Genomic DNA, 13,858 nt, shown 5'->3' with positions numbered 1-13,858 from the left:
TCCGACGGCGCATCTGGCATCGCGTCCTTCCCCGCACTTGCGTATCGGGCGTATACCCGCGATCGCGTCGGTTACCCGTCATGAAAAGGACAATTTTCACTCCGGTTCGGTGGGACTCCGGCTGGTACCTTCGGTGGCATGGCGGCGCTGTTCCAGTGGACGATTCCAGGCTGGGTGATCCTGCTCGTGCTGGTGGCCGTCTACGAGCTGACCGTGAACAAACGCCGCAGGCGCCGCCGCACCCCGATCTCCGGCACGTTCACCGACGAATTCACCGCGCTGTTCTACTCGACCAAGCGCATGGAGCTCGACCATCGCGAATCGGTGTCGATGTTGCGCGACGAGCAGGACCAGGGGGCACCGCCGCTGATCGGTGTCGACCTGGCCGGTCGCAAGGTCGTATTGCGCAGGGACGGTAACGAGTAGCGCTGCGCGCCCGTGATTCTCAGCGAAGGTGACCGTCGTCGGACAGAATGAGGCCCATGCGCGGCTCGATGAATGAGAAATGGCAGCTGTTCGGCGAGCATCTCGAATCCGCCCCGGCGCGGCTGTCGAGCCGGGTCCGCCGGGCGCTGAGAGCCAGAGCCGCCGGGACAGCCGACTCCGGCCAGGACGTTCCCGCTGAACTCGCCACGTTCGCGGACCTGGTGGCCGACCGCTCCTATCGGGTCACCGAGCAGGAGATCACGGCGCTCAAAGCGGCCGGGCACACCGACGACGAGATCTTCGAGGCGACCGCCGTCGCCGCCTACGGCGCGGCCGACCGGCGCCTGCGCGCCGCGCGCCTGGCTTGGGAGGGGTACTGAGATGTGGCTGGAGGCAGTGCGTTCCGGTCACGACCGGCCGACCAAACTCGTGTTGTGGACCATGCGGCGGTTCAGCGGCGTGGAGGTTCCCGCCGTGCTCAAAGTGTTGTTCTACCGGCACAGGTTCTTCGGGTCGCCGCTGTCGGAGCTGATCCAGGACATCATGCGCGGACCGTCGTACTGGACCGTCGCCGAACGGGAGATCTTCGCGACGCATACCTCGCAGGCCAACGAGTGCCCGTTCTGCGCCACCTCGCACGAGGCGATCGCGGGCGCCTACGTCGACGCCGACGTGGTGACCCGCGCCTTGGCCGGCGGCGCGGACTCCCCGCTGCGTCCCGAGGCGCGCGCGATGCTGGCCTTCCTCGCGAAGATGGCTCGTGACCCGGGCGGGTTGACCGCCGAGGACGCCGCGCTGGTCCGGCTGGCGGGCGTCTCCCGGGAAGCGTTCGACGAGGCCGTCTGGGTCGGCACCTGCTTCAACGTGATCAACCGGATGATGAACACGGTCGGAGCGGGCCCGCTGGAGGACGCGCAGCGCAGCGTGAGCGCCCGATTCATCAAACTCGCCGGCTACCGTATGCCGCCTCCGGTGACATTCTTCTCGCGCGGCGTCTGACCGCATTTCACCCGATCCGCTCGCATGCCGGATCCATGTGTGTTTTCCTCGAATGGTGAGCCAAGTCCACTTGGGGCACATTTTCCACATCGCCGGAAGTCCCGCAGCCGGCGATGCGGCCGACGCGATGGCCGACCTGCCGGACGGTGCGCTGATAATCGGGGAAAGCGGCCGGATAGTATTCTGCGGACCGCGCTCCGATATCCCGGCCGAGCACCGCGCCGGAGAAGTGTTCGATCATCGTCCAGGATTCCTGCTTCCCGGATTCGTCGACACGCATATCCACTTCCCACAGACCTTCGCGGGCGATGCCTACGGCGGCGGCCAACTGCTGGAGTGGCTCGAATTATGTATGTACCCCGCGGAATCCCGTTATGCCGATCCAGAATTCGCGCTATCGGCGGCCACCGAGTTCTGCGCACGGCGCATCGCAGCGGGGACCACGGCGGCGATGGTCTTCGGCTCGGCGTTCCCGCATGCGCAGGACGCCCTGTTCACCGAGACCCGGCGGCGTGGTCTGCGGATTGTCGCAGGCCGGGGAATCCAAACGACCGGAGCGGATGCGGCGGCGCCGCTGATCACCACCGAAGACGACGCCATCCGATTGACGAGCGAAGAGATCGACAAATGGCATGCCGCCGACACCGGTGACGTGGACACGGCGCTGCTGCACGTGGCGGTCGTTCCGCGATTCTCGCTGGCGGTTACTCGCACGACGCTGAAAAACCTGGGCGATCTCTATGATTCGGTACGCGAACGCGGCGTCTATTTCCACAGTCACCTCAACGAGAACAACCGCCCTGGCACCGGCGAAGTCGACGCCACCAAGCAGGCGTACGACGTGGCGACCTATCTGGACACCTACGACGGGAAGTTCCTGCCCGGGTCGGCCGTGGGCGGCAAGAGCATGCTCGGCAAGCGCACCATTCTCGCCCACTGCGTGCACTGCAAGGACGACGAACTGCGGCGGATGGCCGAAACCGGCACGTCGGTCGCGCACTGCCCGGTATCGCAGCAGTTCCTCGGTTCCGGCACGATGCCGTGGAAGCGGACGCTCGCCTCCGGCGTCACGGTGGCCGCGGGCACCGATTACGGCGGTGGCGACGAATGGCTTATTCCACAGGTACTTTCCGCCGCGTTCAAAGTGCACATCTCCGAGCCGGGCGAGCAGGGCGTGTCGATGCATCCCGCGGAAATGCTGTTCACCGGCACCCTGGCCGGTGCGCGTGCCTTAGATATGGAGAACCGTTTCGGGAATTTCGACGTCGGTAAGGAAGCCGACTTCATCGTGGTCGAACCGGCGCGTGTTCCAGCGCTGGAAAGCACGCTGGCATACGGCGTTCGCTCCGACGACCCCGTACTGGCCCGGGATCAGACACTGTTCGCCTTGCTGATGGGTATCCGAGAGCCCGCGATCACCGAGGTCTACGTGCGGGGCCGTCGCGTCGACGTCGTGTAGCACCGATGAATGCCGCGGCGACCGTCGTAACGGTCTTTCACCGACCGGCGAACGACGCGGCCTTCCGGGACTGGCTGGCGCGGCTGACCGAAATCGCCCGCGCGATGCACGGGTTCACGCATTCCTCCGTCGCGGTGACCGAGAGCCCGATGCTCGAACCGGGATTCAGCGTCACATTCCGATCCGAGCCATTGCTGCACGAATTCCTGGACTCGGCCGAACGGGCAGCCACCGTCGCCGACGGTGAAGCGCGCGGCTTCCATTGCAAGAGCGCCGATCTGATCATCGTCGAGGGAGAGTCGCCGCCGCCGGGCGTCTGCGTGTTCCGGCACAGTGTCGCACGCGACAAGGAATTCGAATTCGAGGCGACCGAAGCGCAGCTCGTCGCGGCGAGTTCGAGATTTGCAGGATTCGAGGGCGCCGCCCTTTTCCCGGCGGACGGCGGCCGCTGGTTCTCGGTGCTCCGATTCCGGACACAACGGCAGTTGACGGAATGGCTGAGCTCGGACGAACGCGCCGCCGCGCTACCGGAATTGCGTTCGAAGCTGACCGAGGACTTCACCGTGGACGCGCACACCACGCCGTTCGGATCTACCGTCCGCACGGTCGACGGCGAGACCAGGATGACACCGACCTGGAAGACCGCCATGCTGGTGTTGCTGGTGTTGTATCCGACGGTGATGGTGCTGTCCCGATTCCTCGGTCCGGTGCTCGACCGGCTCGGCGCGCAGCCGTGGCTGGCGTTGTGGCTCAGCCAGATCGTGAGCGTGGGCGTGATGAGCTATTTCCTCTCACCCGCGGTCGCACGCCGGTTCCGCCGGTGGCTGGACCCGGTCGACGGCGCGAACCCCAGGATCAGCATCGTCGGGGCGGCGGTGGTCGTCGTCCTCTACGCGCTGACACTGCTGCTGTTCGCGTCGGTGCGCTGGCTGCAGTACTGGGACTACGACTGAAGATCAGGACAGGTCGAGGTGCCGGTTCATCGACATCGCCGCCTCGGCGAGGTCGGCGAGCTCGACCACCGTGACCCCCGCCTGCCGCAGTTTCTCCACTCCCACGCAGTTCGCCACGAATGTCGACGGCTCGCGCCACGCGATCACCACGACCGGAATACCGGCCCGCAGTATCCGGTCCGTGCACGGCAGCCGATCCTTCGACCCCCGCTCCGAGCAGGGTTCCAGCGTGCTGTAGATCGTGGCACGCGCCAGCCGGGGATCGGCCGGGTCCACCTTGCGGAGCGCGGCCTCCTCGGCGTGCTCCTTGGGATCGGACTCACGCGAATAGCCGGTGGCGATCTCCGCACCATCGGCGACGATCACCGCACCCACCGAGAACGCGCCCTCCGCCACCGGGCACAAGCGCGCGAGTTCGATGGCCCGGTTCATCCAGTAATGGGGGTCGGGCTCGGTCACCGGAATCAATCTCCTTCGACTCGTCCTGCGGTAGATGAAAAAAGCCCCTCACCTGTGCGAACAGATGAGGGGCTTTGGCGGTGGCGGAGGGATTTGAACCCTCGGAGGGGGGTTACCCCTCACACGCTTTCGAGGCGTGCTCCTTAGGCCGCTCGGACACGCCACCGCCGACAACGATACCGGACCGGTGCCGGATCACTAAATCGCCTGTAGACCTGGGGTGTGGGTGGGCTCAGCGCTGGGTGCGGAAGAACTCGTCGAGCAACGCCGCGCATTCGTCCGCGAGCACTCCGCCGCGTACCTGCGGCCGGTGGTTGAGACGGCGGTCACGCACCACGTCCCACAGCGACCCGACGGCGCCGGTCTTCGGCTCCCACGCACCGAAGATCAGACGGCCCACCCGCGCGAGCACCAGGGCACCAGCGCACATGGTGCACGGCTCCAGCGTCACGGCGAGCGTGGCGCCCTCCAGCCGCCACCCGTCGCCGTGGACCGCGGCGGCACGACGCAGCGCCAAGATCTCCGCGTGCGCGGTCGGATCGCCCAGCGCCTCCCGCGCGTTCGCGGCTCGCGCGAGTTCCATTCCGGCGGAGTCGAACACGACAGCGCCGACGGGTACGTCACGCTCCCCGGCGGCCGCCGCGGCGGCGATGGCCGCCCGCACCATATCGGCGTCGGCGGAGAACGGGTCGTCCGGGAGAACGCGCACGTCAGCGCGGCAGTTTATCCAGCACCGCGGCGAATTCACCGGCGAAGCCGAGACGCTGGGCGATCATGCCGAGCTGCTCATCCGGATAGAGATCGGTCTCGGCGAGGATGACGCTCAGCACCGGTTCGGGCAGGCCCAGATCGGCGAGCACACCGAGGTCGCCCTCCTCCCACGGCTCCACGTCGTCCAGTTCATCCGGATCGATATCGGGGATTTCCACGTTCAGGGCCTCTAGGACGTCCGCGGCGATGTCGTAATCGATCGCGGCCGTGGCGTCCGAGACGAGCATCCGGGTTCCGCTCGGCGCGGGCCGGAGCACGATGAAGAACTCGTCGTCGATGTCGAGCAATCCGAACACCGCTCCGGAGCTGCGCAAAGCCTTCAGTTCGTTTTCCGCGGCGGACAAATCGGTGAGCGCGTCCCGGCTCAGCGGACTGCACCGCCATTTGCCTTCTTCGCGGACAACCGCCACTGCGAACCCTTCCACGTCGTCGTAATCGTCCGACGCCGCCCTGTTCGTGCCCGAGCGCTGTGCTGCCATGGCCGCAACGGTAGTCTGCTCGAGCGGAAATGTTGAAGTCGTATGCCAATCTGTTCGGGTGACTTCGGCGAAGAAAGCACCCGTGTGCGTCCTCGGGACCGGTTTGATCGGTGGGTCGCTGTTGCGTGCGGCCGTCGGCGCGGGCTACGACGGCTGGGGATACAACCGCTCCGCGGTGGGTGCGCAGGCCGCCCGTGCCGACGGATTCGACGTCACCGAAGACCTACCTGCCGCGCTGCGGCGCGCCGCGGAGACCGACGCGCTGATCGTCGTCGCGGTGCCGATGCCCGCGGTGGACCACATGCTCTCGGCGATCGCCGACTACGCGCCGGAATGCGCGCTCACCGATGTGGTGAGCGTGAAAGGGCCGGTCGCGGCGGCCGTACGCGAACACGGACTCGCCGAGCGGTACGTCGGCGGCCATCCGATGGCCGGTACGTCCGAATCCGGCTGGGCCGCCACCGATCCCACGTTGTTCCGCGACGCGGTGTGGGCGGTCGGCGTCGACCAGGGCACGCGGGTCGACCCGTGGAGCCGCGTAGTGCGCCTGGCGCTGGATTGCGGCTCGGTGGTGGTACCGGTCGTGGCCGCGGAACACGATCGTGCCGTGGCCCGCATCTCCCACCTGCCGCATGTGCTCGCCGAGGCACTGGCCCTGGCGGGCGCCACCGGTGGTGAGCTCGCGCTGGGCCTCGCGGCCGGGTCGTTCCGGGACGGCACCCGCGTCGCGGGCACGGCGGCCGACTTGGTTCGTGCGATCTGCGAACCGAATTCCGCGGCGCTACTGGAAGTTCTGGACGAGACACTCACCGTGCTCGGCGCGGCGCGCGACAGCCTGCGCGACAAGCAATCCCTCGCGGACCTGGTCGAAGCCGGGCACGACGCGCGACAGCGCTATGAATCCGCGCGCCGCTGGGAGATCACGGACATTCGTCCCGGCGACCGCGGTTGGCTGGAAGAACTGCGGGCCGCAGGCGAGCGCGGTGGGGTCATCACCCGGCTGAACTGACCGCGCGAGAACCGTCCCCTCCCCGACATTCCAGAGTCGGTCCGGCCGCTGCTGATCGCGGGTGAACACCTCGCGACGTTTTCTCCGGCGGAGATCCATCCGCGTCGAGGTGCGCGAGCCTGGGCAGCTCCGACGACACTGCCTTCCGTCCAGTAGTCGCAGCGCCGAGAGACCGGCCGCGGGTGTCGACCCGGCGCGGCCTTCGGTGGCAGGCGCGTTCCCGGAGCTCCGGTGGCGATTCTGGAATTTCGGGGCTCGACGACCCGGTCCTCGGCAAGAAAGCCGCGACTCGCGCATGCCAGCTCGTGGGCCGTCACGCGGTGCCGCGTCAGATCCGTTCGGCCAGCCCCGGGTAGTCCAGCAGGAAGCCATCGGCGTCCACCGTGACCGTCGCGCTGGAGACCGGCGAAAGCACGCTGATGCCGTCGGCGGCGCTGCTGTAGATCAGCGTGGCCTCTTGGACGAGCAGGTCGGGCAGGCGGACGTAGACCACAGGGACCTGGACGTCCTCGACCGCGTGCTGCAGGTCGTAGCGGCGGATCGGCAGGGTGTTGAAGAACGGGCTGAGCACCACGTCCACGTCGAGTGCTCCGGCGAAGGTGGAGCGCACGTGGTTGCCGCCCGCGTCGACGAGCCAGTAGTTCTCCTCGTCGCGGGCGATGGAGGCGTGCCGCTCCCCGGCGGCCGTCGTGGTGCGCAGCGACAGCCGCTTCGTCACGCCGTTCTCGTCGGTGACCAGGTCGTACGACGCGCTGAACGCGGGGTGGTCGGCGCCGGCCCCGCCGATCATCCGCCCGGTGGCGCGGATGCGGTTGCCATTGAGCTGTACCCGCACCGACTCCATCCGGGTCGCGTCGTGGGCGCGCCAGGTGAGGATCGCCGGCCACCGGGATTCCTGCGTGTTCGCGGCGGGGCTCTCGGGGTCGGAGGCTGGGGTCGTCACGTATCTACCGTAAGCGACGTCCGGCCCCCGCCCGTAGAACCGCCGCTCATCACACGAGCGACTCCCGCCACGCCGCGTGCAGGTCGGCGAACCGGCCGGTCCCCGCGATCAGGGCATCCGGCGCGCCGTCCTCGACGATCCGGCCGGACTCGAGCACCAGCACCCGGTCCGCGATCGCCACCGTGGACAGCCGGTGCGCGATGATCACGGCCGTGCGGCCGCGCAGCACGGTCTCCAGCGCCCGCTGCACCAGCCGTTCGCTGGGGATGTCCAGGCTCGACGTGGCCTCGTCCAGCACGATCACGGCGGGATCGGCCAGGAACACCCGCGCGAACGCGACCAGCTGCCGCTGCCCCGCCGAGAGCCTGCCGCCGCGTTTGCGCACGTCGGTGCCGAAGCCCTCGGGCAACGCCTGCACGAAGTCGTACAGGCCGACCGCGCGGGCCGCCGCGAACACCTCCGCGTCGGTGGCCTCCGGCCTGCCCAACCGGATGTTGTCGGCCACCGAACCGGAGAACAGGTAGGACTCCTGGGTGACCATCACCACGTTGCGGCGCAAATCGGCGTCGGACAGCAGGCGCAGGTCGACGCCGTCCAGGGTGACCACGCCGCCGGACGGGTCGTAGAACCGCGTCAGCAGCTTCGCCAGCGTCGACTTGCCCGCACCGGTCGCACCGACCAGGGCGATGATCTGCCCGGCCGGGATGTCCAAGGTGAACTCCGGCAGCACCGGTCGCGTCCGGCGATCCGACCGCACCGGCGAATCCGCGGACGGTACCGGCAGGGCGTCGGCAGGCGCGTTCGACTCCGCCGCGACGGCGCTGCTCGGCGAGCGCCCGCCGACACTCGTGGACGCGCCGGGCACGACATGCGAACCGGCCAGCGGCTTGCCGGTCGCGGCCAGGCCTCGCACATCCGACGGGCTGTCCGGCTTGTCACCGGTCGGGGCGCCGCCCGGCCGGACCGCCGAATCACCCACCGCGCCGGCATGACGGCCGCCGTCGTCCAGCCGGACGGCATCCGACTTCTCGGATGCGCCGCTGTCGGCCGTCGAACCGGCCGCGTAGCCGAACCACACCTTCTCCATCCGCACCGCGCCGGACGCCTTCGCCAGGGCGACCGGGCGCCCGGGCTCCGGCACCGAAGGCTCCTCCTCGAGCACGCCCGAGATCTTCTCCAACGCGGCCGCCGCGGACTGGTAGGCGTTGAACACCTGCGCCAGCTCGTCCAGCGGCCCGTAGAACTCGTTGAGGTACAGCAAGTAGGCCGCGAGCACGCCGACCGCGAGATCGCCCTCGATCACGCGCCAAGCGCCGACCACGATGATGGTCACCGTGGTGAGGTTGCCGAGCAGTTTGGTCAAACCCGCGTAGTCGCCCATGCCGCGCATGGCCGCGGTGGTCGCCTGGCGGTATTCGGAGTCCTCCACCGCGAGCACCGACTCGTTGCGCTGCTCCCGGCGGAACGCCTGCACCGCCCGCATGCCGCCCATCGACTCGACGAACTGCACGACCACCTTGGCGATCGCGGCGCGCGTGCGCCGGTAGCCCGCTCGCTGCCTGCGCTGCGCCCAGCGGGTGACCAGCGCCAGGGGAACGAATCCGATCAGCACGATCGCGGCGAGCGCCTGGTCCAGGTAGATCAGCAGCGCCGCGATGGTCAGCACCGACAGGATCGCGCTCAGCGCCTGGTTGAGCGCACTCTCCAGCAGTTCCTGCAGCGTCTCGATATCGCCGGTGAGCCGCGCCACCACCTTGCCGGAGGTGTACCTCTCGTGGAAGGCGACGCTGAGCCGCTGCACATGTGTGAACGCGCGCACGCGCAGGTCGAACAACACGCTCTGGCTGAGCTTGCCGGTCACCCGCAGGAAGGAGTACGTACAGATCGAGCCGAGCAGGATCGAGCCGACGTAGCCGCCCACGGTCCTGGCCAGCGGCGCCCAGTCGCCCGCGACACCGCGCGCGATGCCGGTGTCCAGCGCGTGCGCGACGAACAGTGGCGCGGACACCTTCGCGATGTTGTCCAGCACGATGAGCACCAGCGCGAGGCCGGTGAGCTTGCGGTAGGGCCTGACCAGGTCGAGCAGCAGCCGCCGGGAGCGTCCGGCCAGCACCAGGTTCCCGGTCTCGGTGACCTCCTTGTCCTCGCCCGCGATGCCGCGCCAGTCGGCCGCGCCTTCCGCACGGGTCGGATCACTCTGCGGCGCTTCGTCTTCCGAGACAGTGGTCGTAGTACTCACAGCTACTCACCTCCCATCAGTTCGCGGTAGCTCTTACTGGTGCGCAGCAATTGATCGTGGGTGCCCTCCGCGACGACCCGGCCGTCGGCGAGCACCGCCACCCGGTCGGCCAGCGCGGCCGTGGACGGACGGTGCGCGACGAGCAGCGTGGTCGCGTCGGCCAGCACGGTGCGCAGGCGTTCCTGCACTCGCTCCTCGGTCTCCACGTCGAGCGCGGACAGCGGGTCGTCGAGCACCATGATCCGGCTGCGCCTGCCTCCGCCCGCGCCGGTGAGCACCGCGCGAGCCAGCGCGAGGCGCTGCCGCTGGCCACCGGACAGGCTCAAGCCCTGTTCACCGATCCTGGTGTCCAAGCCCCAGGGCAGGTCGTCGACGAACGCGGTGGCCTGCGCGACCTCGAGGGCGCGGCGCACATCGGCGTCCGTGGCGGACGGGTCGCCGAGCGCGACGTTCTCCCGCACACTCGCCGAGAACAACACCGGTTCCTCGAAGGCGACCGACACCAGCGATCGCAGGTCGGCGACCCGCATCGCCGCGATGTCGATGCCGTCGATGGTGATCGCACCGCCCGTCACGTCGTACAAGCGCGGGATCAAGTTGAGCAGCGCCGTCTTGCCGCTTCCCGTCGCGCCGACCAGCGCCACCGTCTCGCCCGGGCGCACCCGCAACGACACCTCGCGCAGCACCTCGTTCTCCGCGTCGGGAAAAGCGAAACGCACAGCCTCCAACCGCAATTCACCACGGATGCGGTCCGGCAAGCGCACCGGATCGGCCGGATCGGTGATGTCGACCGGGGTGTCGATGATCTCCCAGTATCGGTCGGCAGCGGTGCGCGCGTCGTTCAGTTCCGCGAGCAGGAAGCCGGTCCAGATGATCGGCCACTGCAGGAAGGTCGCCAGCGTGATGGCCGCGATCAAGGTGCCGAGCGTCATCGTGCCGTGCGCCACCGCGTACCCGCCGTAGCCGAGCGCGAACGCGATGGCCAGTTGCGGAATGCTCAGCATGCTCGACCACAATGTCGCGTCCAGGCGCGCTTTCAGCAGCTCGGTCTGCCGCAATACCTGCGCCTGGGCGGTGAAGCGGCGGCCGAAGAACACGCCTCGCCCGAACGCCTTGAGCACCCGAACGCCCTGCGCGGACTCCTCGGCCGTGGTGGCCAGGTCCCCGGACTGGTCCTGCGAACGCCGCGAGGCCACCGCGTACCTGCGCTCGAAACGAATGCAGATGAACACCAGCGGAATGGCGACCACCGCGAAGATCAGCCCGATCTGCGGGCTCAGCCCGATCAGCACGAGCAGGCCTACCGGAATGATCACGCAGTGGATGAGCAGGAACGGTCCCGCGAACGAGACGAACCGGCGCATGGTGGCCAGGTCCTCGATCGCGCGGGACAGCAGCTGACCCGACTCCCACGCGTCGTGCCTGCCGATCGACAACGCTTGCAGCTTCCGGAAGATCTCGGCGCGCAGCGTGATCTCGATACGCGTCGCGGGGGCGGCGATCAGCCAGCGGCGTCCCCACACGCCACCGGCCTCGACCAGGCCGAGCGCCAGGACCACGGCCACCGGCCCGAGCGCGCCCGCGAGATCGCGGTGGGCGACCGGGCCGTCGATGATCCGCGCGATCATCAGCGGGATGACGACGGCCGTCAGGCCGGACAGCAGCGCCAGTCCGCTGGCGGCGAGCAGAATGCGGACGTGCGGATGCAGGTACGGCCAGAATCGGCGCAGGGAATGCAAGCGGCCCGTGGCGGCGGGCCGCTCCGTTCTGTCGGCCTCCGATTCGGCCGACGAAACGTCCAGCGTGACAGACAAGACTCCCCCTGTAGGTATGTGACTGGCGGCGGAGAACGAGACCCACGGTGATGTTCGCAGCAGGGTCCGACATCTCAGGGTCGCACCGGAACGCGCGTCGACCAACCGATTTTCCGGCCGCCGCCGGACATCCACGGCTCGTCGCGGCGACGGATTCGGCACTCATTCGCCCAGTTCACAACCTCTAGCGAACTCGAGGTCAAGTCGCGCGGATCCAGGCTCCCGGCTGCTCATCGCCGGATACCCGCGGGTCACCGATCGCGACCGCTACTTCGAGACCTAGCTCTAGCCGACGCCCGCGGTCTCCGACTCCCACTCTTGCGGCGCGTCCGGGAAAGCCTGCTGCTGGTGGCCGCCGCGCAGCGTGCCCTCCAGATAGGCTGCCCGGCAGGCGCGGCGGGCGATCTTGCCGCTGGAGGTGCGCGGGATCGACCCCGCGGGCACCAGCAGCACGTCACGGACCATGACGCCGTGGCGGCGCGCGATCGCGGCACGCACCGTGTCGGCGACCGGCTCCGGCTCGAGCTTGCCCGCGCGGGCATTGCGCTCCGCGACGATCACCAGCTGCTCGGAGGTGTCCTCGGCATCGAACCTCAGACCGGACTGGCTGCCCTGCTCGAAGACCAGCGCGGGCAGTTCGTTGGCGGGTACCGAGAACGCCGCGACGAAGCCGGGGCGCAACGCCGTGCTCGATTCCTGGGCCGAGAACTCCAGATCTTGCGGATAGTGGTTGCGGCCGTCGACGATGACCAGGTCCTTGACCCGTCCGGTGATGTACAGCTCGCCGTCGAGGTACGCGCCGAAGTCGCCGGTGCGCATCCAATTGGCGTCCTGCGGCGTGCCCTCCGCGTGACTGCCCTCGGGCAACCGAGCGGTCAGCTCGGCACGGAAGGTGGCGGCGGTCTCCTCGGGACGGCCCCAATACCCGGTGCCCATGTTCTCGCCGTGCAACCAGATCTCGCCGACCTCGCCGTCACGCCTTTCTGTGCCGTGCTCCGGGTCCACGATCACCGCCCACTGCGACCGCGCGACGTATCCGCAGGACACCTGTGCGATCGCGTTGACCGCGTCCGCCGCGACCTCGACCATCCGCCCGGCGTTCAGCTCGGCCCGATCGACATAGACCACCTTCGCCTTGTCCTCGGCCCTGGTGGCGGAGACGAACACCGTCGCCTCGGCCATGCCGTAGCACGGTTTGATCGCCGTCTCCGGCAACCCGTACGGCGCGAACGCCTCGTTGAACTTCTTCATCGACGACACCGACACCGGCTCGCTGCCGTTGATCAGCCCGATCACATTCGAGAGGTCCAATTCCTCGCCGGGCTTGGGTCTGCCGCGCGCCGCGGCGTGCTCGAACGCGAAGTTGGGTGCGGCGGCGAAGGTTCCGGCGCCGTCCGACGCGGCGGCCAGTTCCTTGATCCAGCGATACGGACGGCGCACGAACGCGCTCGGCGACATGATGGTGATGAACCCGCCGCCGACGGTCGGCAGGATCACGGCCAGCAGACCCATGTCGTGGAACAACGGCAGCCAGGTGACCCCGCGCGAATTCTCGGTGACGCCGATGGCGTCGATCATCTGCAGCAGATTCGTGCCCACCGCGCGGTGGGTGATCTCCACGCCCGCGGGCGTCCGGGTGGAACCCGAGGTGTACTGCAGGTAGGCGACGCTGTCGATGTTGATGTCCGGGCGCACCCACGAAGCGCCGACACTGTCCGGGATGGCCTCCACCGCGATGATCCGCGGACGCTCCTGCGGCGGCAGGTGCCGGAAGAATTTCCGCACACCGCTCGCCGCCGAGCCCACCGTGAGGATCGCGGCGGGCTTGCAGTCGCCGAGCACCGCGTGCAGCCGGTCGGTGTGGCCCTGCTCCTCCGGATCGAACAGCGGAACCGCGATATTCCCCGAGTACACCGCGGCGAAGAGCGCAACGACGTAGTCGAGTCCTTGCGGAGCGAGGATCGCCACCCGGTCGCCCGGGCGCGTGACCTGTTGCAGCCGGGCCGCCACCGCGCGCAGGCGCACACCGAACTGCCGCCAGGTGAGCTCTAGATATTCGCCGTCCCGCTCCCGGGAGTAGTCGATGAAGCGGTAGGCGAGGTCGTCGCCGTTCTCCACGCTGTGCTTGTCGACGAAGTCGATCAGGGTCTTGTCCCCACGAATCTCGATATTGCCCTGATCGTCCAGATAGTCGTCGAAAGTTTCGTCGATCATCGCCTTATCCTTTTCCAGCGCACAGACACTCGGGCCGTGCAATGACACCGAACACAGGTCGATAACGAAGCGTCGGGAAGGCTAGCAGGTGTC

General features: G+C 68.4%; 14 protein-coding genes and 1 tRNA gene. 6 read left to right on the top strand and 9 right to left on the bottom strand.

What is annotated here, in order from left to right:
• Positions 1-138 precede the first annotated feature (138 nt).
• From ABZ824_RS12880 to ABZ824_RS12870, 3 genes are read left to right on the top strand one after another with little or no spacing between them, the layout of a single operon-like run.
• Positions 139-426 (top strand): DUF6191 domain-containing protein, encoded by a 288-nt coding sequence (locus tag ABZ824_RS12880; RefSeq protein WP_356963384.1) that lies wholly within the window; start codon positions 139-141, stop codon positions 424-426.
• 56 nt (positions 427-482) lie between these two features.
• The gene (locus tag ABZ824_RS12875; RefSeq protein ID WP_356963383.1) at positions 483-806 is read left to right on the top strand and encodes a hypothetical protein; all 324 of its coding nucleotides are present in this window, start codon (positions 483-485) and stop codon (positions 804-806) included.
• Between the two features lies 1 nt (position 807).
• Entirely contained in the window at positions 808-1,425 is a 618-nt protein-coding gene (locus ABZ824_RS12870) for a hypothetical protein (RefSeq protein WP_356963382.1), read from the top strand.
• A gap of 7 nt (positions 1,426-1,432) precedes the next feature.
• Here the strand turns inward: ABZ824_RS12870 and ABZ824_RS12865 are convergent, their stop codons facing one another.
• Positions 1,433-1,666 carry a hypothetical protein gene (locus ABZ824_RS12865; protein ID WP_356963381.1) on the bottom strand — a complete coding sequence of 78 codons (234 nt, stop codon included), beginning with the start codon at positions 1,664-1,666 and terminating at the stop codon, positions 1,433-1,435.
• Here ABZ824_RS12865 and ABZ824_RS12860 point away from each other — a divergent pair.
• Entirely contained in the window at positions 1,655-2,884 is a 1,230-nt protein-coding gene (locus ABZ824_RS12860) for an amidohydrolase family protein (protein ID WP_356963380.1), read from the top strand. The genes ABZ824_RS12865 and ABZ824_RS12860 overlap by 12 nt on opposite strands.
• Positions 2,885-2,889: 5 nt before the next feature.
• Entirely contained in the window at positions 2,890-3,837 is a 948-nt protein-coding gene (locus tag ABZ824_RS12855; protein WP_356963379.1) for an antibiotic biosynthesis monooxygenase, read from the top strand.
• A 3-nt stretch (positions 3,838-3,840) separates the two neighbouring features.
• Here the strand turns inward: ABZ824_RS12855 and ABZ824_RS12850 are convergent, their stop codons facing one another.
• The 4 genes from ABZ824_RS12850 to ABZ824_RS12835 all read right to left on the bottom strand — a co-directional run bounded on the left by ABZ824_RS12850 (position 3,841) and on the right by ABZ824_RS12835 (position 5,546).
• The gene (locus ABZ824_RS12850) at positions 3,841-4,296 is read right to left on the bottom strand and encodes a deaminase (RefSeq protein ID WP_356963378.1); all 456 of its coding nucleotides are present in this window, start codon (positions 4,294-4,296) and stop codon (positions 3,841-3,843) included.
• A 75-nt stretch (positions 4,297-4,371) separates the two neighbouring features.
• Positions 4,372-4,462, bottom strand: a tRNA-Ser gene (locus ABZ824_RS12845).
• A 66-nt stretch (positions 4,463-4,528) separates the two neighbouring features.
• Complete coding sequence (locus ABZ824_RS12840; RefSeq protein ID WP_356963511.1) at positions 4,529-4,963, bottom strand: nucleoside deaminase; 435 nt, start codon at positions 4,961-4,963, stop codon at positions 4,529-4,531.
• Between the two features lie 43 nt (positions 4,964-5,006).
• Positions 5,007-5,546, bottom strand: coding sequence for a tRNA adenosine deaminase-associated protein (locus ABZ824_RS12835; protein WP_195079751.1), 540 nt, complete (start codon positions 5,544-5,546; stop codon positions 5,007-5,009).
• A gap of 58 nt (positions 5,547-5,604) precedes the next feature.
• On the opposite strand from ABZ824_RS12835, the gene ABZ824_RS12830 reads away from it, so the two are divergent.
• Positions 5,605-6,555: a prephenate dehydrogenase gene (locus tag ABZ824_RS12830; protein ID WP_356963377.1), complete on the top strand. Its 951-nt coding sequence runs from the start codon at positions 5,605-5,607 to the stop codon at positions 6,553-6,555.
• A gap of 328 nt (positions 6,556-6,883) precedes the next feature.
• On the opposite strand, the gene ABZ824_RS12825 is transcribed toward ABZ824_RS12830, so the two are convergent.
• The 4 genes from ABZ824_RS12825 to fadD32 form a co-directional block, all read right to left on the bottom strand.
• Positions 6,884-7,498 (bottom strand): putative glycolipid-binding domain-containing protein, encoded by a 615-nt coding sequence (locus ABZ824_RS12825; protein WP_356963376.1) that lies wholly within the window; start codon positions 7,496-7,498, stop codon positions 6,884-6,886.
• 49 nt (positions 7,499-7,547) lie between these two features.
• A complete protein-coding gene (locus tag ABZ824_RS12820; protein WP_356963375.1) occupies positions 7,548-9,737 on the bottom strand; it encodes an ABC transporter transmembrane domain-containing protein in 2,190 nt (729 codons plus the stop codon).
• Between the two features lie 2 nt (positions 9,738-9,739).
• Complete coding sequence (locus ABZ824_RS12815; RefSeq protein WP_356963374.1) at positions 9,740-11,551, bottom strand: ABC transporter ATP-binding protein; 1,812 nt, start codon at positions 11,549-11,551, stop codon at positions 9,740-9,742.
• A gap of 285 nt (positions 11,552-11,836) precedes the next feature.
• Positions 11,837-13,762, bottom strand: coding sequence for a long-chain-fatty-acid--AMP ligase FadD32 (fadD32, locus tag ABZ824_RS12810; RefSeq protein WP_356963510.1), 1,926 nt, complete (start codon positions 13,760-13,762; stop codon positions 11,837-11,839).
• Between the last annotated feature and the right edge of the window lie 96 nt (positions 13,763-13,858).

Origin of the sequence: Nocardia sp. NPDC047038 (assembly GCF_040644075.1) — a bacterium.
In the GTDB taxonomy this organism is placed as follows: domain Bacteria; phylum Actinomycetota; class Actinomycetes; order Mycobacteriales; family Mycobacteriaceae; genus Nocardia; species Nocardia sichangensis.
The sequence above is the reverse complement of the archived record's forward strand: the minus strand, read 5'-3'. Positions and strand labels throughout refer to the sequence as shown.

Bases quoted from the DNA above. Each gene is read 5' to 3' on its own strand.
- ABZ824_RS12880 (WP_356963384.1), top strand. From the start codon at position 139: ATGGCGGCGCTGTTCCAGTGGACGATTCCAGGCTGGGTGATCCTGCTC.
- ABZ824_RS12875 (WP_356963383.1), top strand. From the start codon at position 483: ATGCGCGGCTCGATGAATGAGAAATGGCAGCTGTTCGGCGAGCATCTC.
- ABZ824_RS12870 (WP_356963382.1), top strand. From the start codon at position 808: ATGTGGCTGGAGGCAGTGCGTTCCGGTCACGACCGGCCGACCAAACTC.
- ABZ824_RS12865 (WP_356963381.1), bottom strand. From the start codon at position 1,666: ATGATCGAACACTTCTCCGGCGCGGTGCTCGGCCGGGATATCGGAGCG.
- ABZ824_RS12855 (WP_356963379.1), top strand. From the start codon at position 2,890: ATGAATGCCGCGGCGACCGTCGTAACGGTCTTTCACCGACCGGCGAAC.
- ABZ824_RS12840 (WP_356963511.1), bottom strand. From the start codon at position 4,963: ATGGTGCGGGCGGCCATCGCCGCCGCGGCGGCCGCCGGGGAGCGTGAC.
- ABZ824_RS12835 (WP_195079751.1), bottom strand. From the start codon at position 5,546: ATGGCAGCACAGCGCTCGGGCACGAACAGGGCGGCGTCGGACGATTAC.